This is a genomic window from Pantoea sp. Ae19-2 (assembly GCF_059801205.1).
In genome coordinates this window covers 14912-40783 of record NZ_JBCHWE010000003.1, presented here as the reverse complement: position 1 = coordinate 40783, position 25872 = coordinate 14912, and the positions used below count along the sequence as shown (strand labels likewise).

At 49.2% G+C, this 25872-nt stretch carries 36 protein-coding genes and 4 pseudogenes; 14 read left to right on the top strand and 26 right to left on the bottom strand.

The window, feature by feature from the left end:
- Nucleotides 1-13: 13 nt before the first annotated feature.
- Nucleotides 14-1099, bottom strand: coding sequence for an anthrax toxin-like adenylyl cyclase domain-containing protein (locus AAIE03_RS22385; protein WP_498563235.1), 1086 nt, complete (start codon nt 1097-1099; stop codon nt 14-16).
- 133 nt (nt 1100-1232) lie between these two features.
- The gene (locus AAIE03_RS22380; protein ID WP_008460852.1) at nt 1233-1565 is read right to left on the bottom strand and encodes a YegP family protein; all 333 of its coding nucleotides are present in this window, start codon (nt 1563-1565) and stop codon (nt 1233-1235) included.
- A 217-nt stretch (nt 1566-1782) separates the two neighbouring features.
- Here AAIE03_RS22380 and AAIE03_RS22375 point away from each other — a divergent pair, with 217 nt between their 5' ends.
- From AAIE03_RS22375 to AAIE03_RS22355, 5 genes are all read left to right on the top strand, one after another.
- Nucleotides 1783-2481 (top strand): Crp/Fnr family transcriptional regulator, encoded by a 699-nt coding sequence (locus tag AAIE03_RS22375; RefSeq protein ID WP_442892294.1) that lies wholly within the window; start codon nt 1783-1785, stop codon nt 2479-2481.
- 58 nt (nt 2482-2539) lie between these two features.
- Complete coding sequence (locus AAIE03_RS22370; RefSeq protein WP_336708633.1) at nt 2540-3286, top strand: nucleoside phosphorylase; 747 nt, start codon at nt 2540-2542, stop codon at nt 3284-3286.
- 2 nt (nt 3287-3288) lie between these two features.
- Complete coding sequence (gene pnuC, locus AAIE03_RS22365; protein WP_336708631.1) at nt 3289-4005, top strand: nicotinamide riboside transporter PnuC; 717 nt, start codon at nt 3289-3291, stop codon at nt 4003-4005.
- A 471-nt stretch (nt 4006-4476) separates the two neighbouring features.
- The gene (gene sodC, locus AAIE03_RS22360) at nt 4477-5004 is read left to right on the top strand and encodes a superoxide dismutase family protein (RefSeq protein ID WP_008460845.1); all 528 of its coding nucleotides are present in this window, start codon (nt 4477-4479) and stop codon (nt 5002-5004) included.
- Entirely contained in the window at nt 5001-5525 is a 525-nt protein-coding gene (locus AAIE03_RS22355) for a DUF3455 domain-containing protein (RefSeq protein WP_336708630.1), read from the top strand. The genes sodC and AAIE03_RS22355 overlap by 4 nt, the downstream gene beginning before the upstream one ends.
- Before the next feature lie 70 nt (nt 5526-5595).
- On the opposite strand, the pseudogene AAIE03_RS22350 reads toward AAIE03_RS22355, so the two are convergent.
- The 3 genes and pseudogenes from AAIE03_RS22350 to AAIE03_RS22340 all read right to left on the bottom strand — a co-directional run bounded on the left by AAIE03_RS22350 (nt 5596) and on the right by AAIE03_RS22340 (nt 7415).
- Nucleotides 5596-6053 (bottom strand): annotated as a pseudogene (locus AAIE03_RS22350) (DUF943 family protein).
- Between the two features lie 65 nt (nt 6054-6118).
- The gene (locus tag AAIE03_RS22345) at nt 6119-6580 is read right to left on the bottom strand and encodes a DUF943 family protein (protein WP_336708628.1); all 462 of its coding nucleotides are present in this window, start codon (nt 6578-6580) and stop codon (nt 6119-6121) included.
- Nucleotides 6564-7415, bottom strand: a pseudogene (locus AAIE03_RS22340) (YPO3983 family protein). Before AAIE03_RS22340 ends, AAIE03_RS22345 begins: the two are co-directional and overlap by 17 nt.
- Nucleotides 7416-7642: 227 nt before the next feature.
- Here AAIE03_RS22340 and AAIE03_RS22335 point away from each other — a divergent pair.
- Entirely contained in the window at nt 7643-7921 is a 279-nt protein-coding gene (locus AAIE03_RS22335) for a DUF3455 domain-containing protein (RefSeq protein WP_442892293.1), read from the top strand.
- Nucleotides 7922-7986: 65 nt separating this feature from the next.
- On the opposite strand, the gene AAIE03_RS22330 is transcribed toward AAIE03_RS22335, so the two are convergent.
- Nucleotides 7987-8376, bottom strand: coding sequence for a putative T6SS immunity periplasmic lipoprotein (locus AAIE03_RS22330; protein ID WP_166877930.1), 390 nt, complete (start codon nt 8374-8376; stop codon nt 7987-7989).
- Nucleotides 8373-8924 (bottom strand): type IV secretion protein Rhs, encoded by a 552-nt coding sequence (locus AAIE03_RS22325; RefSeq protein WP_213715504.1) that lies wholly within the window; start codon nt 8922-8924, stop codon nt 8373-8375. The genes AAIE03_RS22330 and AAIE03_RS22325 overlap by 4 nt, the downstream gene beginning before the upstream one ends.
- A gap of 212 nt (nt 8925-9136) precedes the next feature.
- Here AAIE03_RS22325 and AAIE03_RS22320 point away from each other — a divergent pair, with 212 nt between their 5' ends.
- Nucleotides 9137-9265: a hypothetical protein gene (locus AAIE03_RS22320; RefSeq protein WP_336708626.1), complete on the top strand. Its 129-nt coding sequence runs from the start codon at nt 9137-9139 to the stop codon at nt 9263-9265.
- Nucleotides 9266-9286: 21 nt separating this feature from the next.
- Nucleotides 9287-9517, top strand: a complete 231-nt coding sequence (locus AAIE03_RS22315; protein ID WP_336708625.1) for a DUF3455 domain-containing protein — start codon at nt 9287-9289, stop codon at nt 9515-9517.
- 70 nt (nt 9518-9587) lie between these two features.
- Here the strand turns inward: AAIE03_RS22315 and AAIE03_RS22310 are convergent, their stop codons facing one another.
- The 3 genes and pseudogenes from AAIE03_RS22310 to AAIE03_RS22300 form a co-directional block, all read right to left on the bottom strand.
- Nucleotides 9588-10055, bottom strand: coding sequence for a DUF943 family protein (locus AAIE03_RS22310; RefSeq protein WP_336708623.1), 468 nt, complete (start codon nt 10053-10055; stop codon nt 9588-9590).
- Nucleotides 10056-10114: 59 nt separating this feature from the next.
- Nucleotides 10115-10573 (bottom strand): DUF943 family protein, encoded by a 459-nt coding sequence (locus tag AAIE03_RS22305; protein WP_336708622.1) that lies wholly within the window; start codon nt 10571-10573, stop codon nt 10115-10117.
- Nucleotides 10557-11350, bottom strand: a pseudogene (locus AAIE03_RS22300) (YPO3983 family protein). The gene AAIE03_RS22305 and the pseudogene AAIE03_RS22300 overlap by 17 nt, the downstream one beginning before the upstream one ends.
- A 292-nt stretch (nt 11351-11642) precedes the next feature.
- Here AAIE03_RS22300 and AAIE03_RS22295 point away from each other — a divergent pair.
- Entirely contained in the window at nt 11643-12095 is a 453-nt protein-coding gene (locus tag AAIE03_RS22295) for an acyltransferase (RefSeq protein ID WP_336708621.1), read from the top strand.
- Here AAIE03_RS22295 and AAIE03_RS22290 read toward each other — a convergent pair.
- The 3 genes from AAIE03_RS22290 to AAIE03_RS22280 form a co-directional block, all read right to left on the bottom strand.
- Nucleotides 12056-12487 carry a hypothetical protein gene (locus tag AAIE03_RS22290; RefSeq protein WP_498563234.1) on the bottom strand — a complete coding sequence of 144 codons (432 nt, stop codon included), beginning with the start codon at nt 12485-12487 and terminating at the stop codon, nt 12056-12058. The genes AAIE03_RS22295 and AAIE03_RS22290 overlap by 40 nt on opposite strands.
- Before the next feature lie 251 nt (nt 12488-12738).
- Nucleotides 12739-13086 carry a putative T6SS immunity periplasmic lipoprotein gene (locus AAIE03_RS22285; RefSeq protein ID WP_336708617.1) on the bottom strand — a complete coding sequence of 116 codons (348 nt, stop codon included), beginning with the start codon at nt 13084-13086 and terminating at the stop codon, nt 12739-12741.
- Nucleotides 13083-13643, bottom strand: coding sequence for a type IV secretion protein Rhs (locus tag AAIE03_RS22280; protein WP_336708615.1), 561 nt, complete (start codon nt 13641-13643; stop codon nt 13083-13085). The genes AAIE03_RS22285 and AAIE03_RS22280 overlap by 4 nt, the downstream gene beginning before the upstream one ends.
- A gap of 384 nt (nt 13644-14027) precedes the next feature.
- Between AAIE03_RS22280 and AAIE03_RS22275 the strand changes: the two genes are divergently transcribed.
- Nucleotides 14028-14279 carry a helix-turn-helix domain-containing protein gene (locus tag AAIE03_RS22275; protein ID WP_336708613.1) on the top strand — a complete coding sequence of 84 codons (252 nt, stop codon included), beginning with the start codon at nt 14028-14030 and terminating at the stop codon, nt 14277-14279.
- Nucleotides 14280-14516: 237 nt separating this feature from the next.
- Here the strand turns inward: AAIE03_RS22275 and AAIE03_RS22270 are convergent, their stop codons facing one another.
- The 13 genes from AAIE03_RS22270 to AAIE03_RS22210 form a co-directional block, all read right to left on the bottom strand.
- Nucleotides 14517-15506, bottom strand: a complete 990-nt coding sequence (locus AAIE03_RS22270) for a restriction endonuclease (protein WP_368913910.1) — start codon at nt 15504-15506, stop codon at nt 14517-14519.
- Nucleotides 15507-15778: 272 nt separating this feature from the next.
- Nucleotides 15779-16120: a TA system toxin CbtA family protein gene (locus AAIE03_RS22265; RefSeq protein WP_001616568.1), complete on the bottom strand. Its 342-nt coding sequence runs from the start codon at nt 16118-16120 to the stop codon at nt 15779-15781.
- A 20-nt stretch (nt 16121-16140) separates the two neighbouring features.
- Nucleotides 16141-16482: a type IV toxin-antitoxin system YeeU family antitoxin gene (locus AAIE03_RS22260; protein WP_053274373.1), complete on the bottom strand. Its 342-nt coding sequence runs from the start codon at nt 16480-16482 to the stop codon at nt 16141-16143.
- A 10-nt stretch (nt 16483-16492) separates the two neighbouring features.
- On the bottom strand, nt 16493-17035 hold the full coding sequence (radC, locus tag AAIE03_RS22255; protein WP_045259572.1) for a RadC family protein: 543 nt from the start codon (nt 17033-17035) through the stop codon (nt 16493-16495).
- Nucleotides 17036-17047: 12 nt separating this feature from the next.
- A complete protein-coding gene (locus AAIE03_RS22250; RefSeq protein WP_039268716.1) occupies nt 17048-17488 on the bottom strand; it encodes an antirestriction protein in 441 nt (146 codons plus the stop codon).
- Nucleotides 17489-17518: 30 nt separating this feature from the next.
- Nucleotides 17519-18340, bottom strand: a complete 822-nt coding sequence (locus AAIE03_RS22245) for a DUF932 domain-containing protein (protein ID WP_498563233.1) — start codon at nt 18338-18340, stop codon at nt 17519-17521.
- Nucleotides 18341-18438: 98 nt separating this feature from the next.
- Entirely contained in the window at nt 18439-18669 is a 231-nt protein-coding gene (locus AAIE03_RS22240; protein ID WP_498563232.1) for a DUF905 domain-containing protein, read from the bottom strand.
- A 71-nt stretch (nt 18670-18740) separates the two neighbouring features.
- Complete coding sequence (locus AAIE03_RS22235) at nt 18741-19190, bottom strand: IrmA family protein (protein WP_498563231.1); 450 nt, start codon at nt 19188-19190, stop codon at nt 18741-18743.
- Entirely contained in the window at nt 19187-19639 is a 453-nt protein-coding gene (locus AAIE03_RS22230) for a YfjS/YafY family lipoprotein (RefSeq protein WP_498563230.1), read from the bottom strand. The genes AAIE03_RS22235 and AAIE03_RS22230 overlap by 4 nt, the downstream gene beginning before the upstream one ends.
- Nucleotides 19640-19675: 36 nt before the next feature.
- Entirely contained in the window at nt 19676-20245 is a 570-nt protein-coding gene (locus AAIE03_RS22225; protein WP_498563245.1) for a hypothetical protein, read from the bottom strand.
- Nucleotides 20245-20949, bottom strand: a complete 705-nt coding sequence (locus tag AAIE03_RS22220) for a WYL domain-containing protein (RefSeq protein ID WP_219976651.1) — start codon at nt 20947-20949, stop codon at nt 20245-20247. The genes AAIE03_RS22225 and AAIE03_RS22220 overlap by 1 nt, the downstream gene beginning before the upstream one ends.
- Before the next feature lie 200 nt (nt 20950-21149).
- The gene (locus AAIE03_RS22215) at nt 21150-22025 is read right to left on the bottom strand and encodes a GTPase family protein (RefSeq protein WP_498563229.1); all 876 of its coding nucleotides are present in this window, start codon (nt 22023-22025) and stop codon (nt 21150-21152) included.
- A gap of 100 nt (nt 22026-22125) precedes the next feature.
- On the bottom strand, nt 22126-23040 hold the full coding sequence (locus AAIE03_RS22210) for a hypothetical protein (protein ID WP_498563228.1): 915 nt from the start codon (nt 23038-23040) through the stop codon (nt 22126-22128).
- A 500-nt stretch (nt 23041-23540) separates the two neighbouring features.
- Here AAIE03_RS22210 and AAIE03_RS22205 point away from each other — a divergent pair, with 500 nt between their 5' ends.
- From AAIE03_RS22205 to AAIE03_RS22190, 4 genes and pseudogenes are all read left to right on the top strand, one after another.
- Nucleotides 23541-23747, top strand: coding sequence for a helix-turn-helix transcriptional regulator (locus AAIE03_RS22205; RefSeq protein WP_004108780.1), 207 nt, complete (start codon nt 23541-23543; stop codon nt 23745-23747).
- Between the two features lie 97 nt (nt 23748-23844).
- The gene (locus AAIE03_RS22200; protein WP_498563227.1) at nt 23845-24444 is read left to right on the top strand and encodes a hypothetical protein; all 600 of its coding nucleotides are present in this window, start codon (nt 23845-23847) and stop codon (nt 24442-24444) included.
- A gap of 216 nt (nt 24445-24660) precedes the next feature.
- Nucleotides 24661-25233, top strand: coding sequence for a hypothetical protein (locus tag AAIE03_RS22195; RefSeq protein ID WP_498563226.1), 573 nt, complete (start codon nt 24661-24663; stop codon nt 25231-25233).
- Between the two features lie 149 nt (nt 25234-25382).
- Nucleotides 25383-25771: pseudogene (locus tag AAIE03_RS22190) on the top strand (putative zinc ribbon protein).
- The last annotated feature ends 101 nt before the right edge of the window (nt 25772-25872 follow it).

Sequence of the window (25872 nt, the reverse complement as noted above, 5' to 3'; positions counted from 1 at the left end):
TCGAAACGCGACTTTAGCGCTGCCGAATCGGCCTTGTGAACTGCGCCGCCTCCAGCGTTAACTTTGCGGCAGTAAACCTGTCGCTGCGCACGCCAAGGACCTCCTTTTCCCACAGCGGATTCAGCGGCACGTGGTAGCCCGCGTTCTTGGCCTGAAGCACCAGCTCCGCAAGATCGTCTTTGTTTTCAATAATGCACAAAGGTGCAAAGCGCCCGATTTTATGGGGCAGCGCGAACGTGGCCGGGTAGTTGCTCTCAGGATCGGTAACCGGGTTGGCGCTGTCCGTTGCGTGATGCACCACTTTTTCCCCGTCCCCCACCAGCGCCTGGTGCTCAGGCAGCGTGCGGTAATTTTCCAGCCGCTGGCGAAATACCTGATGCGACACATCCGGCACCTGCAAATTATCCTCAGGCCCTAACTCGCTGACGTGCGGGGCGATGACCAGCAGATCATAATCCGCGGTGAAGGGCCGGGCTTCAGCGTGTGGGGCAAGCACCTGCAGGGGTACACCGTGATGGGAAATTTGATACCGCGCTTCTCCGCTGCCCGGCAGGCGCCGGGCCTCAAACGCATAAAGCTCCCCGCCCGGCCCGCTGGCCCTGAGATGACTCACGCCGCCGGCGCTCTCAGGTGACAGCTTGTCGATAAGCCCCTGCTCAAACAGGTCGTGCAGGCGGCTCTGGGAAACTTCCAGCGGCACGGCGGCAGCATGCCCGTCAACAATGCAGGCCTGCGTTTGCAGGTTAAACTTCGCGATTCGCTCGGGCGAGGCATTCTCCAGCTTGCTGAACCGCTGCTCCACGCAGATAAACCCCGCCTGCGGCCCCCACGAGGCGCTTTTCCCCTTGATGTGAAATCCTTTGGTCGGATACCCGGCCTCAATCAGCGCCGTTGCCAGCTTGTCCACCGGGCGAACGGCAATGATGCAATTGTGTTCCGAGGCGACTTTTTGAAGCGGGATAAGGTGCTCAGGCACGATGCCGGTTTTGCCTTTGATGTGTGAGACAAGCTGCGGGAGATCCGTGCCGGGCGTTTGACTCGCTATGGACAGGTGAAGTTCTAAAGGGCGATACGCCGCAGGGGAGGATTCAACTTTCATTTTTACGGCCAGGCTCCCGGCGATAAACAACAAGCCATTGAGGCTGCGACCGGGAAAAGGCGGCCGGGGCAGCATCACGCGAAAACATCACCCAGGTGAATGCTCGCGGATTGCCCCGCCGCCCTGGTTCCGGTTAAGTCTTGTCTTTCACCGTTTCGGTTCCACCGTTATTTTTCACCGAGGCAATGCCTTTATCCCGGGATTGCTCCGTGGCGTACATCTGGCTGGTACCAATCACCTGATGATTGCCGGCCTTGAGGTTGAAGTAGAACTTCCCGTTGCTGGCAACCTTCTTGTCGTAGCGCTCCTCCAGCGGGCTGTTGGTTCGCACGGAGGCGATACCGTTGTCCGCCGAGGCGCGGGTTTTATACAGCTCGCTGGTGAGGACCACTTCGCCATTGCCCGCCTTGAGCACGAACTTAAACTGCCCGTCGCTGCTTTTGCTTAATTCGAACCAACCAGACATGTTAACTCCTTGATTAAAATCATAAACAGTTAATAGATTGGGTGAACGTCAAAAACAGTATGTACGAAAAACAAACAAATCGCCCACCCCACCTGCGCCCTGGCGGGACAAATGTCCCGGCCACGATGCGGATTTAAGATCCCGCTGGCAGTTTTCACGCTAATCTGTGGGCAACGCGGGACGGGCGTCCTGTCCTTATTTGACGGGAAATTTTATAGTGAACAGCATGAAAAACGAGAACAGACCCGGCGACTGGCTGAACGTCATTGAACGCGTGACCGGCGACCCGGTGCTGTATGAGCTGCTGAAGTATTGCCCGCTGGATATTCTGCGCAGCTGGCAGCTAAAACATTACCCACGCGGCTCGCTGATTTTTCGCCAGGGGGAAATTTGCGATGAATTCCACCTGATTGTTAAAGGGGAAATCGACGTTTTCACCACCGCCGACGACGGGCGAAAATATTCCCAGGCGCTCTATAAAAAAGGCGACATTCTGGGGGAGCTGGAAATCTTCGAGCGACGGCAATACATCTGCTCGGTAGAAACGGTTAGCGACGCGGCGCTTTTAGTGCTGACGCGGGAAGAGTTTATTCGCTGGCTGGGGTTAGACAATTACTTTAATCAAAAAATATTACAGGCCGTGAGCGATCAATATTATCAGCTCTCCAAAAAGGCCGGGGAAGACATTCTTTATTCGTTACATCAGCGTCTTTGCCTGGTGCTGTGGCAGAAATACCAGCAAATACAGGGCAGTATTCCGCTTAATAAGCAGCAATTAAGCGAGCAGTTTGCGGTGGCTCCGCGCAGCATTAACCGCATTTTATCCGAACTGCGGGAAGACAATATCATTGCGATTCACGGCGAGCAGATTCAGGTTCTCGACCCTCAGCGCCTGCGCCAGCACGCCGAACATTAAATAACAGCAGCCAATCCTGAGCCATCCCAAATGGCTCGTTTAACGCCAGGTAACTATCATGACCCAACTCCAGCCCCATATCCGGCTCAGCCGGGAGATGACGCACGCCCGTTATGCGCTCCTGCCGGGCGATCCGAAACGCGTGGAACACGTCGCGCAGTTTCTGGACAACGTGGAAGACTTCGGCAGCAACCGGGAATATCGCGCCCTGCGCGGCTGGTTCCGCGGCGTGGAAGTGCTGGTGATGTCCACCGGCATGGGCGGGCCTTCTACCGCCATCGCCGTGGAAGAGCTGCGCCAGATTGGCGTCACCAATCTCATCCGCATCGGCAGCTGCGGAGCGATGCAAAACCACATCCGCCTCGGCGACCTGGTGATCGCCACCGCCGCCGTGCGGGACGAAGGCACCAGCCAGATGTACATCGACAAAGGCTACCCGGCCTGCGCGGACATCGGCCTGGTGCACCACCTGACTCAGCAGGCCAAGCACCAGGGCTACGCCAGCCACTGCGGCTATGTGCGCAGCCACGACAGCTTCTACACCGAACGCGAAGACGAGATTAACCAGTTCTGGTCCGGCAAGGGCATTCTGGCTGCGGATATGGAAACGGCACCGTTGATGGTAGTTGGCGCATTGCGCGGTTTGCGCATCGCCTCCGTGCTTAACGTGGTGGTTGAGCACAGCGGCAATCTGGAAGAAGGCATTAACAACTACCAGCAGCAGGAACACTCCTGCCTGCAGGGTGAATCCCGCGAGATTTTACTCGCCCTCGAAGCGCTCTACCTTGACAGCCAGGAGCAGTAATCATGGATTTCTTCAGCATTAAGAATGTGATGGTCACCATTCCGCTCGGCGAGGGCGGCTACGCGCTCTCGTGGATCGAGGCCATCGGCACCGTCTTCGGCCTGCTCTGCATCTGGTTCGCCAGCAAAGAGAAGATCATCAACTACCTGTTCGGCCTGATTAACGTCACGCTGTTTGCGGCGATCTTCTTCCAGATCCAGCTTTACGCCAGCCTGCTGCTGCAGGTGTTCTTCTTCGCCGCCAACCTTTACGGCTGGTACGCGTGGAGCCGCCAGAACGAGGCCAACGAGGCCGCGCTGAAGATCCGCTGGCTGCCGCGCAGCAAGGCGTTCACGCTGGCGGCGGTTTGCCTGGTTGCCATCGCGCTGATGACCTTCTTTATCGACCCGGTCTTCGCCGTGCTGACCCACATCGCAGTGGGCATTATGCAGAGTCTTGGCGTCCCGGTTCAGATGCCGCAGCTCCAGCCGGATGCCTTCCCGCTGTGGGACTCCGCGATGCTAATCCTGTCGATTGCCGCGATGGTGCTGATGACGCGTAAATACGTCGAAAACTGGCTGCTTTGGGTGGTTATCGACGTGATTAGCGTGGTGATTTACGCCATTCAGGGCGTATATGCCATGTCGCTCGAGTACATCCTGCTGACGGCCATTGCGGTGATGGGGTCCATGGCGTGGATCAAGAGCGCCCGCTCGATCGGCTCCCGGCCTCTGGCTTGAATCGTTTTATTCACATCAAGGGCCGCTTAGCGGCCCTTTTTCCCGTTCAAATATATCTCATTTATCAAGCCGGATGAAAATAAAAAGCTTTTTAAAAATCTCGCGATTTTCAGCGACCGCTTTCAACTCCCTCAGCGTATTCATCTACACTTTATTTCAGGCACAGCAGCGAGATAATTTTTAACGATCGTTAGCAGGTCTTTTTCACTCTCTCTTTTTACTGCCTTATCCGTTTTTATTTTCATTCAGGCCGCTCCCTTTAATCGCTCAAGACCACAGGATAACCTCATGAAAATATTATTTTTAAAAATCTTCACGCTGAATTTCAACCCACAACTTTACCTATCAGAGCAATCAAACAACTCGCAAAACAGTTTGTTATAACCAGCTGACTGCCGCGTATAAGCCCGCAGCACAAAATTTTGCGACATCTGTTTTTTGCACCTTCTAATAAAAGTACGGGGTTAAACGATGAATAAGTTAAAAACATTAAAACTGGCGCTGAGTATTACCGCCCTCGCCTGCACCGGGCTGGCACAGGCCGCCACTGTCGCCATGAACACCGTCGACGCCAGCGGCACTTCCACCCCGGCGGGCACCATTGAATACCACGCCACCCAGTACGGCGTGGTCTTTACGCCGAACCTGAAAGGCCTGCCGCCGGGCATTCACGGCTTCCACGTTCACACTAATCCGAACTGCGGCCCCGCCATGCAGGACGGCAAAATGGTGGCTGGCCTGGCGGCGGGCGGCCACCTTGATCCGGCCCACACCGGCAAACATGAAGGCCCGTGGGGCAACGGCCACCTCGGCGATCTGCCTGCGCTGTACGTCGACAGCGACGGTACCGCGACCTATCCGGTGCTGGCTCCTCGCCTGCGCATGTCAGACTTAAAAGGCCACTCGCTGATGATCCACGCCGGCGGCGACAACCACTCTGACCATCCGGCAATGCTCGGCGGCGGCGGTGCGCGTATGGTTTGCGGAGTGACGTCATGAGCAAGCGCTTCTTAACGACGGCGTGCTTCACGCTGATGATGGGCGGACTTCCGACCCTGGCGAACGCGGCTGATACCTCCATCGACGCGCCCAAAGGTGAGCACCTGCAAACCGAGCTTTATGCCCGAGGCGTGCAGATCTACCGCTGCGCGGCGGCGGACGCCGAAGCCAAAACCGGGAGCTGGGTATTCCAGGCCCCGGAAGCCGATCTGTTCAGCGACAAAGCCCTGAAGCACCTCGTCGGCAAACACTTCGACGGCCCACACTGGCAGGCCACGGACGGCAGCGTGGTGGCCGGCGCGCTAAGCGCCACTCGCCCGTCGAAAGATAAAGGCTCGATTCCATGGCTGCTTCTAACCGGCACCTCAGAGGCCCAGCCAGGCCTGTTCGCCAACGTGAGCAGCATCCAGCGTGTGGACACCCGTGGCGGCGTAACCGGCCCCACGGTTTGCGACCCGGCAACCTTTGGCGCGACGCTGAAAGTGCCTTACACGGCGACTTATAAGTTCTATACGAAGTAGCAGCCTGCGAAGTCCTGGTCGGAAGGCCGGGGCTTTGTGCTGATGGAGTTGTCTTCAGGGGAACGGGCGTTCACTGATATTTTATCAGCTCCCCTTTTTCGCTTAATCGATATTGACCATCACGAAAAATAACTACTGTATTTTTATATCTATCCTGCCACACCGTAAAAGCTTTATCTTTATCGATGCAATTTAACGGTGGCTCGAGATCGTCAAAACATAGCCGATCGTAACCATCCGTTTCTACATAACCGTCCCCAAAATACCAAAATATAATTTCAAAAAAGCATCTTTCCCTGTACCTGGAACATCATATTTTTCTTTGAGCATATCTTTATTTTTCAACCACCAGTGTACTTTACCTTTATTTGTTAAGGGGAAGTTTTTCACTAAAATGTGGCTATAACTATTTCTCTTATGAACTGCAACAATTTCTACCGGTCGAAATGCTAACCATAAGCAATATCCTGCCAATAGACCGCCAGCTAGAAATTTCAGTCCCCTTATTATGTTACCTTTCAATTTAATCACTCCAAAAAACTGACTAAAATATAAAGCATTTTCTGTTTATTCAAAACTGCAGACATTATATTCTAATATTCAAGCCTGACAATCTTACCGTTCTCTTCCTCTCGATAAATAGCATCATCCACAGTAAATGTAATTCCTCTGTTTTTACTTTTCCTTATAGTAAAAACAGAGTTTTTATCAATGCAGTTTATTTTGGTATTCATATCATCAAAACAAAGCCTGTCATACTTACCCTCTTCTTTATAGCCATCCTTAAAAAGCCAAATAGTGATAGTAAAAGCCTCATAAGATGCAGGCTTTGGAATATCATACTTTGCTTTAAGTGCATCCTTATTTTCTAACCACCAGTCAATCTTACCTTTGTCTGTGAACGGGAAGTTCTTGACCAAAATACTGCTGTAGTTATTTCTCTGATTAACAGCGACGATTTCAACAGATCGAAAGAACAGCCATAAGCAGTATACCGCCACTATACATCCAGCCAGACAGAAAAAACCCACCATCATTTTATTTTTTAACTGCATTTCGCCGCCCAATAATATGAATAGTGGCTTCCATATTGGTAATAAAGGGTTTGAAGGCAAACTCGCTGTAGCGTTGCAGGACAAACCATATACGAAATAATCGAATACTTTTAAATTTTATTTTTAAAATATCATCATCATCCAATCAAAAATGATCCTGAACTTTATAGTGAACCTTAGCGTGATATTGTTCGTTATCAATCGTTAGGGACTTAATTGTGATATGCGTTGCCCAGGTATCATGCACTGTAATTCCCATACCATTCACCCGATCCCGAAGACGATCGAATTTTGGTAGTATTCCGTTCATAATTGTTTCTGTTAGCTCATTTTTATATTTTGCAGGATAACATCTACGCTCCCAATCAATTTGGATATCAAAAACTTTCTTCAGACGGAGCCGCGTACTGTTTTCCTCCGAGCGATCGCTCAATATTTGCTCCTCCAGCGCACTATTCAGTAATGGATGACTGAAGGGCTTCCCGTCACACTTTTGCATGTGCGTGATCATTAGTTCGATCAAAGATGTGTAAGGACCGTCCCACGAAAATGGACGTGATAAATACCGGAACTCATCAAAGAGGATGCGAGTGCACTCCCATTCTGTCAGTTTTTTTACCTCCTTCTTAGGGCGAAAGAACTGCACCATCGGATGCTCATATGAAGGGCTCTCCGTCAACGTGTAAGGATTTACACTTGTAGAAATATCTGTCAGGTGGAATTTTGCCTTCAGATCGATTTCGGACAGATCGCCGGACTTCATATCTTTGGCGTTTTTGTCATCCATCTTTTTCTGGGTTTCAAATATCTTGCAGGGAAATTGTAAGGCCGACATAAATCACGTCCTTGTATATTTTGGTCTCTACCATCCCGGTAGCCAGGCATGATAAGCAGTCTTTAGCCGCTGTGTAAGTGTTGTACATTATTAAGAGTCTGAATTCAGATTTCTTAATTGGGATTTTATTCATATCAGAGATGTTGATTTACGTCGCTCCCCAGCGCCACTGCTAGATCGGAGCCGGTACCCTGAAAGGCCTGCCGCCGGGCATTCACGGCTTCCACGTGTACACTAATCCGAACTGCGGGCCAGGCATGCTGGACGGCAAAATGGTGGCCGGCGCGCTAAGCGCCACTCGCCCGTCGAAAGATAAAGGCTCGATTCCGTGGCTGCTGCTGACCGGCACTTCAGACGCACAGCCGGGCCTGTTCGCCAACGTGAGCAGCATCCAGCGCGTGGACATCCACGGCGGCGTAACCGGCCCCACGGTTTGCGACCCGGCGACCTTCGGCGCGACGCTGAAAGTGCCTTATACGGCGACTTATAAGTTCTATACGAAGTAGCAGCATAAAGCCCTGGCCTTACTGCCAGGGCTTTATGCTGCTGGGATCAATTCAGAGAGTAAGCACTAATTCGGGTGCTGAATACTTATTCCGCCGGAAGCGTTCTCCGTGATAGAAAACTCTGCTGTGACCAGATGAGAGGAAGAATTATCAGATTTTACATCGTAAGCGACTGAGTATTTTTTGCCGGGAGAGAAGGTAAAACCAAAGGCGGGCAGACAGTCTCCCTTCGCGACATAAACTGGAGCATCATCGAAAGTCTTGTACTGCACGTTCCCATGCCCTTCGTTAATTTGTACGGCCGTTATGCGCTCGCCGCTGCCAAGAGGAGACACCACGCAAACAATATTACCTTTGGCCACGACTTCTGCAGGCTGACGCGGCACCATTCTGTCGCCCGGACCAGGACACCCGGCCAGCAAGAGCACGGCAGCGGCTAACAAACATTTTCTCATAGCGTTGTTCTCACCTTCCCTGTGACTATTTTGCGATACAGCACCGGAACTTCACGGCTACTGTCTGTACCTCTGTATTTCCCCATCCGCCCGGGCCTTTGGTAGTAGGACCACGCGTCTATACCATAAACCAATAACAGCCAGTAATCCGCTAAAATGGAGGCCTGCTGCTCCAGGGAATAATCTGTTAGCGCCTCTTTATCTAATTTATAGGTATATTCAGCCGCCCAGCTAAAAGCCCCCCTTAGCCTTACCCATTGCCCGTGTTGATGTTGCCACACATGGCCCAGCTCATGGATAAAAACATATTTATCTTCAAGAAAGACGCTGCCAGATGAGAAATCATCTTTATACATCGTCTTGCGGTACCACAATTCTCCGTTTGGCGTCATCGCGTAGTTTTGTTTCTGCAGGCCGAACGGGAGATAGCTGTCGCAATGAATCCATACTCGGCTGTAAGAAATTGAATCTCCGAAAACCCGGCGAGCCATTGCAATTTCGCCCAATGTCATTCTTCTGAGGCTGCCCTCTTCCGCCTGTGCGCTCATTCCTTTTCCTTAAGGTTTGCTTTTCCACAGCATAAAACCAACGCTCAATATAATCTATGTCCCGATTTCTTATTTTTCGATAGTCAGAATTTGGCGCTTAGAAATTTATGGGATAAAAAAATGTTATGTAGCCGGTGATTGCAAAAAGTTGTGGCCGTTGGGCAGTGACCTCTGTCTAATGGAGACCACTTTATTCGCCAGGACAAACCAAGATGAAAATCCTGAAAAGCGGCATCCGCGACGTGATTGCCAGCGAAGACGTTACCGTGATTGAGCCGGTTATGTTCAGCGACAAAGGCCTGAAGCACCTCGTCGGCAAACACTTCGACGGCCCACACTGACAGGGGACGGACGGCAGCGTGGTGGCCGGAGCGCTAAGCGCCACTCGCCCGTCGAAAGATAAAGGCTCGATTCCATGGCTGCTGCTGACCGGCGCTTCCGAAACGCAGCCAGGCCTGTTTGCCAACGTGAGCAACATCCAGCGCGTGGAAACTCGTGGCGGCGTAACCGGCCCCACGGTTTGCGACCCGGCGACCTTTGGCGCGACGCTGAAAGTGCCTTATACGGCGACTTATAAGTTTTATACGAAGTAGCGGCATGCAAAGTCCTGTCTGAAAGGCCGGGGCTTTGTGCTGACGGAGTTGTCTTCAGGGGAACGGGCGTTCACTGATATTTTATCAGATCCCCTTTTTCGCTTAATCGATATTGACCATCACGAAAAATAACTACTGTATTTTTATATCTATCCTGCCACACCGTAAAAGCTTTATCTTTATCGATGCAATTTAACGGTGGATCCAGATCGTCAAAACATAGCCGATCGTAACCATCCGTTTCTACATAACCGTCCCCAAAATACCAAAATGTAATTACATAAAAACCATCCTTCTCTGGCCCTGGAGCACCATATTTTTCTTTGAGCATGGCTTTGTTTTTCAACCACCAGTGTACTTTCCCTTTTTTTGTAAAAGGAAAACCTTCCACTAATACATCGCTGTAACTATTTCTCTGATGAACAGCAACAATTTCTACCGGTCGAAATGCTAACCATAAGCAGTATCCAGCCAATAGACCGCCAGCTAGAAATTTTAGTCCCTGTATACTACGTCTCAACAATTCGGGTACTGTCATGCTTATTAAACCTTTATAATTAAAATTTCTTATCAATATCTCTGCCGTACAACCAACCATTATTTATTGATTTTTATAACCCTGCCATTTTCATCAATTCGATAAATCCCATCGGAGAGAGTAAATCTGGTTCCATACCTCTTGCTATTACCGACAGTAAGCACTGTGTTTTTATCAATGCAGTTTCCTTTTGTTGCCATATCATTGAAACAAAGCCGATCATATTTCCCCTCTTCTTTATAACCATCATTAAACAGCCAAAAAACAACACTAGAACTACCGTAGGATGAAGGCTTAGGAATATCATACTTCGTCTTTAGCATTTCTTTATTTTTCAACCACCAGTCTATTTTACCTTTGTTAGTAAAAGGAAAGTTACTTACTAAGACATCGCTATAGCTATTTCTCTGGTGTACGGCAATAATTTCTACCGGACGAAATAACAACCATAAGTAACCCTCTAAAAAAACACCACCAGATAATAACAGGCTAATTATTATTTTATTTTTTAATTCCATTGCGCTTCCCAATAATATGAATAGTGGCTTCCATATTGGTAATAAAGGGTTTGAAGGCAAACTCGCTGTAGCGTTGCAGGACAAACCATATGCGAAATAATCGAATGTTTTTGAATTTTATTTTTAAAATATCATCATCATCCAATCCAAAATGATCCTGAACTTTATAGTGAATTTCAGCGTGATATTTTTCGTTATCAATCGCTAGGGACTTAATTGTGATATGCGTTGCCCAGGTATCATGCACGGTAATCCCCATGCCATTCACCCGATCTCGAAGACGATCGAATTTAGGCAGCCTGCCGTTCATAATAGCCTCACTCAGATCCTTTTTTTGTTCTGCTGGATAGCATTTTCTATCCCAGTCAATATTAGTACCTTTAGGCGGAGCCGCGTACTGTTTTCCTCCGAGCGATCGCTCAATATTTGCTCCTTCAGCGCACTGTTCAGTAATGGATGACAGAAAGACTTCCCGCCACACTTTTGCATGTGCGTGATCATTAGTTCGATCAAAGATGTGTAAGGACCGTCCCTCGAAAAAGGACGTGATAAATACCGGAACTCATCAAAGAGGATGCGAGCACACTCCCATTTTGTCAGTTTTTTTACCTCCTTCTTAGGGAGAAAGAACTGCACCATCGGATGCTCATATGAAGGGATCTCCGTCAACGTGTAAGGATTTACACTTGTAGAAATATCTGTCAGGTGGAATTTTGCCTTCAGATCGATTTCGGACAGATCGCCGGACTTCATATCTTTGGCGTTTTTATCATCCATCTTTTTCTGGGTTTCAAATATCTTGCAGGGAAATTGTAAGGCCGACATAAATCACGTCCTTGTATATTGTTGTCTCTTCCATCCCGGTAGCCAGGCATGATAAACAGTCGCTTGCCACTGTGTAAATGTTGTACATTATTAAGAGTCTGAATTCAGATTTCTTAATTGCGATTTTGTTCATATCAGAAATGTTGATTTATATCGCCACCAATGGCTCTACGATAAATTGGGATCATAAAAGCCCATGAGTTATGCTCAATAAAATTCATTCTATTCACCGGGGCAGACCACTATGAAAATACTAAAAAGCGGTATCCGCGACGTAATTGCCAGCGACGACGTCACCATTGTGGAGCCGGTCAACCTCTACGAATGCACGCTGCAGAGCGGCGTATTCGTCGGGCCTTTTGTTGAGATCCAGCGCCACTGCATGATCGGCTCTGGTACCCGCGTCCAGTCCCACTCGTTCCTGTGCGAAAATGTCACCACCGGCAAAAACTGCTTTATCGGCCACGGCGTCACCTTCGCCAACGACCTGTTTCGCAGCGGCAGGCCAGACCCCAACCCGGAGAACTGGATAGCCATTACCCTCGGCGATAACGTTACCATAGGCAGCGGCAGCACTATCCTGACGGAGCATATTTGCAGCGGCGCGGTGATTGGCGCAGGCAGCGTGGTGACGAAAGATATTCTGGTGGCTGGGGTTTATGTTGGGAGCCCGGCGCGATTGGTGCGGGAATTATAACGACTGCCGTTAGCCGTAAAGCTGATAACCGGCATAATCGCGACGCCATCGGAATAGAACAAGTCAGAGTTGGTAAACGAATACACACGACCGGTGAGCGTGACGTTAACGTGGCTGCCATAACCCGTAACCTTCGCATTGCTTACTGCTGATATCAAAAACGGGGCACGATTCTTCAGATGCTCCACTGGATCGCCAGATAGATTGCCGTCCAGATAATAGCGATAGACATCCGAAACCGTAGCGCCTCCGCCGTTGTAGCGGGTAATATATAAGAACGTAGCATCGGTGACTTTTTGGCGGGCGAAAAACACCTCATTCGGCGAGCCATTGAAGTAATACTGATATACCGCATATCCAGCAACCAGCAACCAGCAACCAGCAACCAGCAACCAGCAACCAGCAACCAGCAACCAGCAATAACAGTACAACGGTTAACGCACAGTGCAGATCTAAATAACCGAGTTGTTTGGCATAATCCATTCCCTGTTTAATCCGGCACCGATCGTGTGGTTCATTCCCAAGAAAATTCACTGACTTTTAGATTCTGCTTACAGATTTTTAGCCCCCGGCAGGCAGTATATAATCACCTACAATTTACATTCCATTTTTGCTATAAAGAAATAAGCAGGCAAAGACATTATTAATAGTCCATATTGGTGAGCTGCCCATTGTTGTCAATAAAAAATCGGTGTATATAGCGTTTATCATTCAGGCCATAAGAAATCGCATAGCTATAGCCGTACTTCCATTTCACATTGATACAATTATCGGGATATGTTAGATGTAGCCCTTCATCATTTTTTATTACGGTGTATCCTTTTTCCTGAGTTGTTTCTATTCGGTAATAATTCAATACATCATTTTTATCAACGCTGAAACAGAGCTTTTCTTCATTGATGTACGTATATCTTGCCTGTGGCGCAGGTTTACCCCCTGGGCAACCTGTAAGCATAATGACAACCGTAAATATAGACGCTATTTTCCTCACCCGGGGAACCCCTTTAAAATCGATTTGTATCTTGAGATCAATGAATGAACAGGTTCATTAACATTGTAATTACGATATTCATGCAAGTCGCTATGACCCTGTAAGCCATAATTTAACAATAACCAATAATCACTGACTATTGATGCTTGCTGTTCTAATCCGTAGCGAAGTAAATCAGCTTTATCCAGACTATAGCTATAATCGACGAACCGGGAGAACATTCCTCTTGTTCTTACAAACATCCCTTTTTGGGATTGCCATACATGCATCATCTCATGCATGAATAAGTGCTTTTTTTGTATCTCTTTCTCTAACGAAAAATCCGGTGAATATGTACCTTCCCTGTACCACATCTCTCCATTTGGGCTCATGGCAACACCAACTGGCTGTAGATTGAAGGGAAGATAACTTTTCCTATGAACCCAAACCCTGCTGTAATTGATACTGTTACCATAAAGTGTCTTAGCTAATGCAATCTCACTTAATGTTAACTGCCTGACTCCCCCGGGAGTTATAGGTGTTCCCGATGTAGGTTTTGTCCTTTCACCAACTGTCATTAAAAATCCCTTTTTCGTGTTATCATTAATTATCCACCGTACTACACCGTGATAACAAAAGATAACACCCAGTCGGAAGATTATTCTTAAATAGTAAAAATTCAGATAATGATCACAAGTCAGCGTTCGTTAATGAAGGAAAGCAAGTTTTGAAATAATTTTTCATAGAACGTAATTTATTATTTAAACAATACCCATCAAATATCTTTACCAATTAAAAAGTCATGTATATGAATTATTAAATCAATATCGAAAGATAGCGTTATCTCGTTCTACTTCTCATGAGGATAAAACTACGTTTGCGTAATATCCAGCGATTTCTTTTTCTTTTAAGTTAGCTACCGAACTAAGAAATAACCGTTAAATTAATAGTTGGAGGGAATCATGACTAAAGGTTGGCATCCGGCGGATATCATCGCCGGTTTACGCAAGAAAGGAACATCCCTGGCAGCACTTTCACGAGAATCAGGCTTGGTTTCTTCAGCGCTGGCAAATGCACTTATGCGACCTTGGCCGAAAGGTGAGTTTTTGATTGCTAAGGCGCTTGAGGTTCACCCGAGTGAGATATGGCCTGAGCGGTATGTTGGGGCTGATGGGGAGATCGTGAGAGATCTCTTCGCGGGAATCGGGAGTTAATGCCTTCGTCTCAGTGATTGCCTGGTCGTAAAAGTTTTGGGACAAACCACTTATATGTGGCGAAGGCCGGACTCGAATTTCACACCTAATAGACTGATATCAATATTGTTTATAAACAGGAATAAATAGTTATACCCGCACTTGTACCCACAAGTTAAAATCCGTACAAAAAATAGACATTGCAAGTAGGTATAAAGCCATACCAGTAGAACACTGATATGGCTGTTGAAGCAAGATTCAGGCAGGCAGGAACGTTTTCTTCAGAGGCACCAAAAGTTTAGTCTCGATATCAACTTGTTCGTAGTTCTCAATAAGCGCACGGACGAGATCATCAAGTGTCCAGAGCGTCAGTGGTATTGTCGAACGGTCGGCTTCATATCGAGCATCTTTCGTAAAACCCCCTGTACTGACATAAAGCCCGCGATCGTCTTTATGGCGACCGCCGATAAAGCTGCGTATCTGTTGGCTTCCCATCTGTTCCCTGCGGTGCTTTACTTCAACGATGATACGCGGATTTTCAAAACCGAACCCATCAGGTGAAGCAATGATGTCTTTACCCCGATCAGCTCCCGCAGGTGAGACCTGCGTTTTATAGCCCATACTGCGTAAAACTCCGGCAACAAGATTTTGCATCTCATCCCAGTCAAGAGAGTTGATACGATCTTTGATACCCTCAAACGCCAGCATTTCCATATCGCGAAGCGGATCAGAAACAACCTCATCTTCATCCATCGCAATTGGATTCTGAGTAATTACATCTGCAGTGGGTTTCTTATCCTGCAAAAGCTCTTCTAGCGCATATTCTGGAAGCTGGAAAACCGTCAGCGTAGAACCCAATGTGTTTTTGGTAGCAACAGACAGTCTATCGCGGTCGATTTCTTGAGTATTCCATTTAACCTGCCGAGCGATACCCATCCCCTCTTCCACCCATTCAGGATGATACTGGAAGTCTGAAGTAACTTTGCCTAGCAAATAAGTACGGTTGGCTGGCGAATAGGTAATAACCCAATCACCCTTTTGGATCTCATTCACAAAACGCCAGACCTGCGATGCGCCAGAACGGGCTGTTCCGAGCTTTGTTAAGGGATCAGCCTCCTGGTATAAGGCGAGTAACTGGGCTCGGGATAGGCCGGGTTTGACTAATGGAGCCAGCTGAGACCAACCGATGCCTACAATTTGCTTATCGCGAAAATCGTCATAGAGCTTGCCGCCGTCACCGCGGATCATCCACATTCTGTTGCCCATACCAGTCCCTTCATGAGGAAAAGAAATTATGCTGGATCATAAGCTTGTTCGTAGTATGCGTCAAAACCATCAACAACGACGGCCCAGCATTCCCGGATTGTGCTTGCGATAATGTGCCCAGTTAAAATTACAGCTTCAATTTGCATGATGTTTCGTCCATATAAGTAAAAGCACCAACCAGCATCGGCAGGTGCTTTTTGGAGTGAGTAAATAAGTAAGACTGCAATGTGAATCAGGGAGGCTATTCCCAATGTTCACCGTGCCGCGCTAATACGATTTCTTTTCAATAAACCAGTTGCCTGTCGCGCCCGCAGAATATCGACCGCCCGCAGATATGGGGACTGTTCTTGCCAGTTGAATCCCCTGCGATCAATACGAACCAGCCCGTACTTTTCCACCAGAAAATTAACGGCATCGGCCAAAGATATACCGGCATCGATATGTTCCTGAATTACCGTTTCATCACTGAATGGCGTGTCGTTGAGTGTCAGGCCATAATGTTGTTCCAGCAGGCGTGCAAGCAGCATTTGCCACACTGCCACGGGCGACAGACATAGCTTCGCCGCCTGCGGAGTTGTTGCAGGTAGAGTTTTCATATTTGCTCTTGTGGAGTTAGTTAACGTTGAGTGGGGTAAACGGCGATGTATACGTAGCCGTAACTGCCAAGGGTATCGGCTTCGCAGGTGAAACCATTGTGGTACAGGGTGACACAGTGGGCATGGCGAGGATTCATTTCACCAGTAGTCAACATCGACTCCATCTGGCTGATAAAATGTGGGAATGCCACATCCAGCTTAAGACATTCTGCTTCGCTGAACTTACCGGTGATACTGGCCCGGTCAGCCAGATAGTGCAGCCGGTTTCCCTCCTGTACCAGACGAGCGCCAAAGCAAGGTGTCACATTACGATTCAGACCCCACTTGAGAAATGAATCGTTCTCTGAGTCAGTAGATTTCATTGAAGTGCCCTCATATCCAGCCTCGCTCTGCAAACGACACAATTCCATCTGAACCGATAACCAGATGATCGAGAGTGTTCACATCAACCAGTGCCAGTGCTTCTTTAAGCCTGCCCGTAATGTTGCGGTCACATTGGCTGGGCTCCGGATCACCGGATGGATGGTTATGCGCCAGCACAACAGCAGCAGCATTGAAGCGAAGCGCTGACTTCACCACCTCACGGGGATGGACCTGGACATGGTTAACCGAACCGGCAAATAGCGTTTCACTCTCCAGTAAACGGTGCTGGTTATCGAGATAGAGCACCATAAACACTTCCCGTTCTTGTCCTGCCAGCTGTAACCGAAGCCAGTCACGGGCAGCCGTACTTGAGGTAAAGGACATGCCGGGCTGGCGCAGATATTTATCCAGCAGGTTGATAGCACGTCGAATGGTCCGTTGGGCATAAGGTGTCAATCCGGAGGTCGCGGGGAGCAGGCAACCATGCTGGGCCATAACCGCCAGCGGAAAGAGTTCAGGCTGCGATGACTCCAGGGATAATACAGTATTCATGTCAGGCATTCCTTAGTCGATAAGATGCATAATGGCGCTGCATTCCGGATGGTTTAGCGCGTAGTCGCGTAAGCGATAATAGTGTCCAGTCATAGCGTCACACTCGGTGCGGCAGGCGTGGTGGCTGTAAGCCATCAGGCAGACTGCTATACCGGCAGCCTCTCCGCTCATCTCCGCATCGTTGCCATTCATCGGGTTGAACAACGTCCATTTCTCACCGTCAGGCTCCGGGGCCATAAATGCGCCGCTATTGCTGAGTGTGTAAAAGCTCCAGACGCCGCCGCTGTAATCAGCGCACAGGCGATCCATCCAGCCGAAGATTTGGGGCTCAAGGGTTATCCATTGTGGGATGGAGCCAAAGTGCTGCGGCCAGAAGCCGATGCGTAGCTCGTCAGGGACCACCGAGGCAGTAATTGCTGCCTGCTCAGCGAACTCAGGGTTGTGTGTATCCATTAAACTATCTCCTTATGCCGGAACGGTTGTTTAACGCTCGAAAAACGCGAGCATGTTTTCTGCCATTACCCACAGGGCGCGATTGAGCTTCACATCGCCATCAATACCGGTAACAGCACGGGTGCGGCTGCTTTTCCCCTGAGCTGTTCGCCCCGACAATCCACCTTTCATCAGGTTCTCCTGCACGCGCTGGTATACGGTCCACAGGTCATCGCTGTAGTCCTCCCGGCGACGTGGGGTCAGCAACTGCGATACCGTGACCGGCTGGTAGTCCTCACCAAATCGATACTTCAGTGCAGCATTCGCCAGTGCGTGACGAGCGGGTACAGGTAGCGCCAGTGACTGCATTGCATCGCGCTTCTCCTCTACCCGGTCAAACACCCCGAGCACTTCGTAAGCCCCCTCAATCACCTTCTCGACAACATTACCCTTATGCGGCACCCGCACTTCGCCAAATGACTGACCACAAACCAGTCCGTTGGTACAGACGCCGCGAAACAGCCCCGGCAGCATCTGGTAGCTTGATGAACCGTCATGGCTGTTGAGAAGAATGATTTCCGGCACCTGATGGCCGGTCAGTTGACCGACACGACGCAGGCGAAGCATGTGTTTGGTGTGCTCCCGCTTGCTCTGGTCGCGAACTTTTGTCTGGCAGGCAAAGAACGGCTCAAAGCCTTCACGCTGCAGGCTTTCGAGGATGGTGATGGTCGGAATGTAGGTGTACCTGTCTGAACGAGATTCATGTTTGTCACTCCCGAACACGCTGGGAACATGACTCATCAGCTCTTCGTGGGTCAGAGGCCGGTCACGGCGTATCTGGTTTATACGGCCAAAGCGGCTGGCTAATCGCATGGGTAACTCCTTATGCAGTGGGTAAAAAGACAAAAGGCCACACTTCCCGAAGGAGGTGTGGCCTGACTTTGTTTATATCGATGATGTGCTGGTGGTGGTTATGCAGGAAATTTGCTGATGCCATAACGAGTGATATACCGGTTCAGCCAGTAACCGGCATCCGGCTCAAAGTTCCAGGCTCGCCAGACCATGCAACGCTCATGACGGATAACCAGACGGAAATGCGTACCTTGGTCGTCCTCTATAGCTATGTTGGAATATTGAGCCGCAACCGCCTCTGCCTGCTGGGACGAATACGGTCCCTCAGGTAGTTCAGTGAGTTCAGGCATACAGGCTCCTTAAAACAAAAAGCCCCTGTGGCATAAGCGACAGGGGCTGAATCAAACGGGTAAAGAATTGGCTAAGACGCCTTACCTCCGACAACCGTGACTTGCAGCGGTTGGTAATACTGCGGGTCGAAAACAGACAGTGGCAGGTCAATCTGGTAACCATTGCGCTCTTCCGTTGCCTTCATGATTTCAACAGAGCTGACGTTTTCCACGCATTCGTTCTCCAGCGAGGCTTCCTGAGAGCGAGTCGCATCGCTCTCACCAAATGCAGCCACTGCCATATTCCCCATGGCCAGCGTGTTCCCCCCTTTATCTTTCAGACGCAGGGAAAGTGTCAAAGGCCCGAATCCTTCACCACTTCCGCCGTTGTCCAGGCGAAACTGCCAGACGCAGGCATTGCCTGGCACCCAGACCATGTCTGTGTTGCGGATACTGATGTAACGCTGTTCTTCGGCCTGAGCCGGTGACAGCAGACAAAGGCTCAGAGCGAAAACTGAGATAACGCCTTTCAGCTTCTTCATGGATTTTTCTCCTGATTCTCCGGCAGATAGAGTTTTCCCATTTCCTTGCCATCGTGCGAATACACCACCGATTTTTCACCCGTATAGCTGTCGGTTTCAATTCTGAAACTCAGAGTGATATTGTCCGCAAGGCACAGGGCTGCCATCAGTGGCTGCACCGTTTTCTGCTGCATATCAGCAATGTAGTAATAATTGCCTGACTCGCATCCTTCCGGTGACTGGCGGGTTTTCATCACCGTATATTGCGGTGTACCGAAGGCATCCTTTTTTACCCATTCCTGGGCAATATCGGATTTATGCGAGACAACCTTGCTGAATGGTGGTGGAGTCAGGTCTTTAAACCTGGCTACCGCTTTCACGCCAGCATCTTCCTTGCTGTCGCAGCCAGAGGCACTCATTGCACCGATAACTGTCAGAACGGCAAGCACAGGTGGATACAATTCCTTCATGGTGCAGATTCCTTATTATTCGTCCGTTCCGTTGCTTCAGCAGTTGCCAGTTCGTCGGCACAACTCAGCCAGACTCTGTTGGGCTACCCACTGCTGCAATTTCTGCTCTGAGGCAGAACGCTTCGCCGCCAGGGCAGCCTGCTGCTGTTTGTTGACACAGTTTTCCGGAAATGCAGCAAGCACCTGCTTGCTGTGAGGTTCATTAACCAGCTCCAACTGATACTGGGTGTCGATGATAGTGAAGTAACACCCTTTCCCCTGGTCTTCACCCTGATAGATCGATGTCAGGTCGGAATAATAACCGCTGGCAGGTTTCAAATTCAGCTTGCGCACGGTATGTGTTTTCTTGTCGGCGAGAAAATAAGCACCACCACCACGCTGACGCAGCAGGAATTGCCTGGTCCAGGGATAATTGCCGATCACACTGGCCTGATAGAGCGTATTGTTTAGCGTGTCGTTATCCATGCCATCGGCCGATTTCCAGCCATCCGCCTGCATGTACTGCCAGAATTTGACGGTACCCACGACAGTTTCGGCAGACGCCGGAAAGGTAGCGCCAGCGCAGAGACTGACGGCCAGTGCCGTTGTGGTCAGTAATTTCTTCATCATGATTCCTTATGAGGTAAAAGACCGTCGCCGGTTCTGGCGAGCAGTGAATGAAAAACGTGAAAATGGGGAAGGGCTCTGAGTAATTCCGGTTCGGCGAGAACGTTACGAATCTGAAGGTCGGGCACGAACAGTTCCGGGTGCAAGGTAACCGCATGGATATCTTTCAGCGGAAACACTGCCACGCGATGATGATGCTCTCCAGTCAGATACCAATGCCCGCCGCAGAGTACGAGGCGGTATGGTGCAAGCCCTGAGCAACGACAACCTTCAGCCAGCAGCGTCACGCGACGATGCTCTGATATGGCCCTGACAAGGCGTGTAAATATGCCTGCCCTGGGCGGCGACAATGACTCCGATTCTGCCCATATGAGGCACGGAGACTCACCGGGCCCACTCAGCAGTGAGCTGACCATGTGGTTATCCATGTCAGGAAACAAGGCCTCCACACCTGACTGACGAGCAAAAGTCAGCACCGCCAGTTCGCGCTGATGGCTACCTGAAAGCAGACGACAGGTGCCGTCGCGATATTCCAGGTCCAGGTACATCAGTCGCTCACGAAAATCGCGGCGGAGGGTACGGAGCGATACACCAAACTCTGCGGCAAGAAGACCCATATCCAGTGTTTCGCCAGCAACAAGGCGGCTGATAATGAGGGACAGCCGAACCGCCAGCCGCTCATGGCGACGCTCAGTCTGGGACATTAGATTTTCTCCATCCTGTTAACAGGCTGAAAATTAAGTGATTAGTGTAACGAAGGGGTCGGACAGGGTATGGACATGGGAAGGCGTATTTTTTCAGTATGTGGATTTCAGCCATGATGCGGCTTTGCGCCTAATCGATGGGTTGGTTGCTCATTAATTGAGCGCGGCAAGGACAGGGAGTGTCCGCCATAAGCGGTTTGTCAGAAGAAAATCCAGTCCCAGACGACACGGGCAACAGTCACCACTGCTTCCCGTACGGTTCGAATCACAGCCCTTACAGGCTCTGGCAGAAAAGATGATGACTCCACAGTGCCAATCATTTCATCCACTGCATTACCAAAGCGCTCGCGTGCCTGCTTTTTTACTGGCTCTGTGCAGAGCCTGCCATGCAACTGTGTCGTTAGTGGACTGGTGGCCCGGTCAGGCAGGCTATTCATCATGGTATCTACCAGAAATTCTATACCCCACCCGGTTCGTGCTGACACCACACAAACAGGGTGATGCGGCAGAAACTGCTGTTGTACGGCATTTCGCTTCGCCTTAATCGTCGACATCTGAGCCAGGGAAGGCAGGTTATCGGCAACACTCCACTGATGGCAGGGCTCGGCCTTGTCAGCCTGATTAACAACAAACAGCACCCGGCGCTGATACGCCAGCATCACTTTGTGATAAAAGTGTTCATCCACTGACAGTGCCCGATCATCAGCTTTGATGACCCATAACACCAAATCCAGCTCGGGTAGGATGCGACGATACAGTGCGGTGTATTTTTCGTCACGTTGCTCGCTTTCACCAACACCAGGTAAATCAACAATCATCAGGCTGTGATTGCCATTGCGAAACCGGAAGCGCAGCACATCGCGCGTGCAGGCCGCCACATCGCTGACAGGCGTGACTTCGCCCTGGAACAGGGCATTGCAGAGAGACGATTTACCTGACCCGCTTTTGCCCATAATGCCAATAACCGGCTCGTACTGTGTGAGACTACGAAGGCGTTTAAGAATAAGACTGCGAAGAGTGGGAGGCAGTGAAGCTAGAGGCTTCTCAATGGCCAGAAGGCCGTCAGTTTTTTGCATACGGAGATCTCAATGTGAAAAATAAAAAGACCCGCGATCCTGTAAAGGATGCTGGGTATTCACTGAGATAATATCTGTCTGAAATTATTTGGAGTGAATGCTATTTATCTTCTGCATATCTGGCATCGTGCCAGGCATTCATAATGATAACTTCCAGCTCTTCGTTAATTTTTCGACCATTTTTCTTTGCAAGCATATCGAGCTTTTCTTTAATGTCCTTCTGGACATAGGTGTTAATCACTTTTTTGTCAGCAATGTTTTCCCGGAACACATTCTGATTGTATGTTTTTTTCATCCGTTGAATCATCAGACGCCGAGTGTCGGGATGGGCAGGCCAGGAATACAGCACGGCCGTGAGAAACGTAACCACCTGTTGCTGTCTGATTTCAGTCATAAATGAAGGCATGTAATCGGGTTTGATATGCTCCATAACATATTTAAAAGCCCATGCACATTGTTTATGATTTTTAAGGTCAATCCATTTAAATGGTTCTGGTAACTCCCGGTTTCGCTGAATCCAGATATTTTTTAATGAAGAGAGTGTTTTGATCTTAAAAATTAACTCGACATCCCAGCTATCGAAACAGGTGTGGAGTACTAAAAGTGCATGCTGGTAGGTTTCTGGAATAACAGCCAATACGCCATGCCGAATAACCGGAGGCCGTTCACGGTAAAAATCAACCTCTAGTGGATTGATTTCCTTAGGGCCCATGGTTGAAAGTATATTCCATGCAAAATAAGCGGAGCTATAGTCCTTTATCCATTCAAAATTCGTCTCCGGGACGATACTGGATAATAACCCATTTTTCATTTCCCGTACAAACTTATTGTACTCATGGGTGTTTTTAAATTCATTATTAAGGTCTCTCAGGATCATGTCCATAACCTCCTGATTTTTATAATCAGTTATGAGGATTAGCGGAGTGCGCTCCCGGTATCCTTCGATGCTTTTCTTCATGTATTCGATATAAAACCGGCACGCTCTTTCTGTTCTGTCCGTCAGCTGTTCTTTCATAATTACATTTTCATTGATTTTAAAGTGGGTATCACTACGTAGGTTAATGCGTGTGTAATGCGTAGTCAAATGCGTTGCTTTCTGCGTCGATATATGCGTAATAAAAAGTGTAGTGAAAGTTATGTTTTATGTAATGTGTAGTGATGCGGGATTAGCTAGTTTTCGATGTAAAACAAGAGGATAAGCCGCTCACTGACCTTCGGGAAAGTAAGAAGGGCTTTTTCAAAGGACAGGTAGTCCGGTGACTATAAGCCCATGAAGACAAAAGAGGAAGGATGACGGTTGCCTGAGCGATTGATGTCTGCAACAGATGAGGTAACAGAAAAATGTAAGACAGTCATGCACATGAGCGCGTCGAAATACATCTCAGAACCGGTTGACCCCTAGAGGTCAACATAATCCGCTTTTTTTACGTATCTCCCCATGGGTATGCCCCGGAGCAGTGACCGCAATTAAATATCACTAATCCGGCTGACCTTTCTTAACCGGAGATACAAATCATGACTACCCGCCCCTCACTGACCGAAGACCAGTTCGTTGACATGGCATTTATCACCAGTCTGCTGCAAATGACAGATAAGTGGATTTATAAGCTAATTAAGGACGGAATCTTTCCCAAGCCAATCAAGCTGGGGCGAAGTTCCCGATGGTTAAAAAGCGAAGTCGAAAACTGGCTACAGGAGCGAATCGACCAGTCCCGTAAATAACCTCACTCTTAACTAATCCCACTGGCAAGAAAATAACTATCCGGCTCATCCGGAGGTTTTCTGCTACCTGTCATTTGCCCCTGAAGGAATAAGCATCATGAAAGACTATAAACCGCGTTACGAAGAACTTCACAAATACTACCAGACCTGGCTGACCGACTTTACGAAGTTAACGGTCAGGTCGGGTATGTGTCACCAGAATATCTACCATAACCATACCCTGACGGTTGGCAGCCTTAAGTTTCCGGGAGAGGAAGAGGTTATTGCTGTTGTTCCCCAGTGCCTGCAGCGGATTATTTATGGCAGAGCAGCAACCCCACTGACTGTTAATGATGACCTGAGCGTCAGTTTATTTACTCAGGAACATCTGCTGGCTCACCATCCCATGCTGGAAGGTATTCTGCTGTCTGAGTGCGTGCGGTTAAAACAGCGTCCTGTGGCAAATAAACTCATCAGTTTGTTTCGGCAGTTCAGCGGTAGCGAGCTACGTCTGAAGCTGGTCTGGCTATGCTGGTACGATTTGATGCTGGGTAATTGCCTAGATGACTGGACCGACCATCTCAGATTCAAAAAAGATAAAGAGATGGATATCTGGGTCAATGACCGGCAGGCAGAAAACTCTGCGCTGACCAGTCTGATGGACGAGTACGTCTGCTTTGCATGGCGGACGACAGCCGAGCCACTGAATCAGGCCTGATGCCTTGCCCTGCAAGATTTCTGAAGGCACTAGTGAGTGTGATTATTAATATCGGTTATTAGTATTATTAATAGGCATTCCCTCTTAATCCTTCACCCTGATTAATCCCAGCATTACCAGATCTTTCAGTAGCCCTGTCAGATACTGCGTCATAGCCTCCCCTCCGGAGGCTTCCTCACATCTGCTGATCTTTGTCAGCACGAAGGAATCTGTTCTATGCAAAACAAACCGCAATGGGAGCCAGACTGGTATCTGGAATCTCTTCTGAACATCCATATTGACGAAATGGTTGATCGCTATGCCTGCCTGCGGGCACTCCGAATCGACTTGTTCTATCAGCATCACACCGCTAAGTACTACCTGCAAAACCACTATCATCTTGAATGGGATCTCCGGTTACTCATGGATTACATGATGCAAATGGGCGCAGTCGTGGGTTATTTCTGGGTTATCGAATGGACAGAAGACCATCACTACCATGCGCACGTAGTCTTCTGGGTAGATGGCAACCGCAGTCGGAAGGTTTATCCCTGGGCTGAGAAGGCCCGTGAGTTCTGGACGTTAATTACCGAAGGTGACGGGGGCTTCCATCGTAGTGAATACAAAAAATATTACAGAGCCAATATCAATATCCCGGTGCGTTACAGCGAACCAGACAGTATCGACAACATCCGACAGGTGTTGGCGTATATGACCAAAATTCAGCAGAAACATGGCCTGCTGCTGTTCGGCTGCAACGATGTCCCTGAACGACCAGCAACCGGGCGACCACGCAAGACTGACTTCTGAGTAAGGCAGTTTTTTACGCCAGCAATTCATAGTGTGACTACCACACGGCTATTTACCTCGCAACACCTTTAAACCTTCCAACCGCATAGCTTCTGTCTGCCCTTCAGGGACGGCTTATGCCTGCGTGTTGGCTGGCTGGAGCCTAGAATATGTTTGCCAAATCCTTTCTCGCTCTCGACGGTAACGGTGGTCTGAACGGTGCACGTACCGCGCAGATAGCCCCTTATGATAGCGATACCTGCCACCTCTGCGGTTGCGCGCTGCAATGCCATCCTGAGTACAACAACGAATGCCCGTGGTTCGAACACACCGAAACGGGTCTCACCAGCAATGGTCGACAGCATTGTCCCTATACCAATCCGGATGCCAGTGAACAGCAACTGGTCAGACGGTTGCAGGCCTCCTCCCCGATGCCACTCCCAGGGTCAGTAAAGCCGACTGGCAATGCACACAATGCGAGAGCAGTTACTATGGTGAACGTTACTGCCTAACCTGTCGTACCAGAGACTTCAGCCAGTCAAAATGGGTGACATCATGAGAATGTTGAAATGTTTCTCGCCACTAACGCACTGGGTATTTATATCGCCACTGACATGGTCGAAGCACCACCAACTTGATAAACTCTCTCGTAAATTCTTA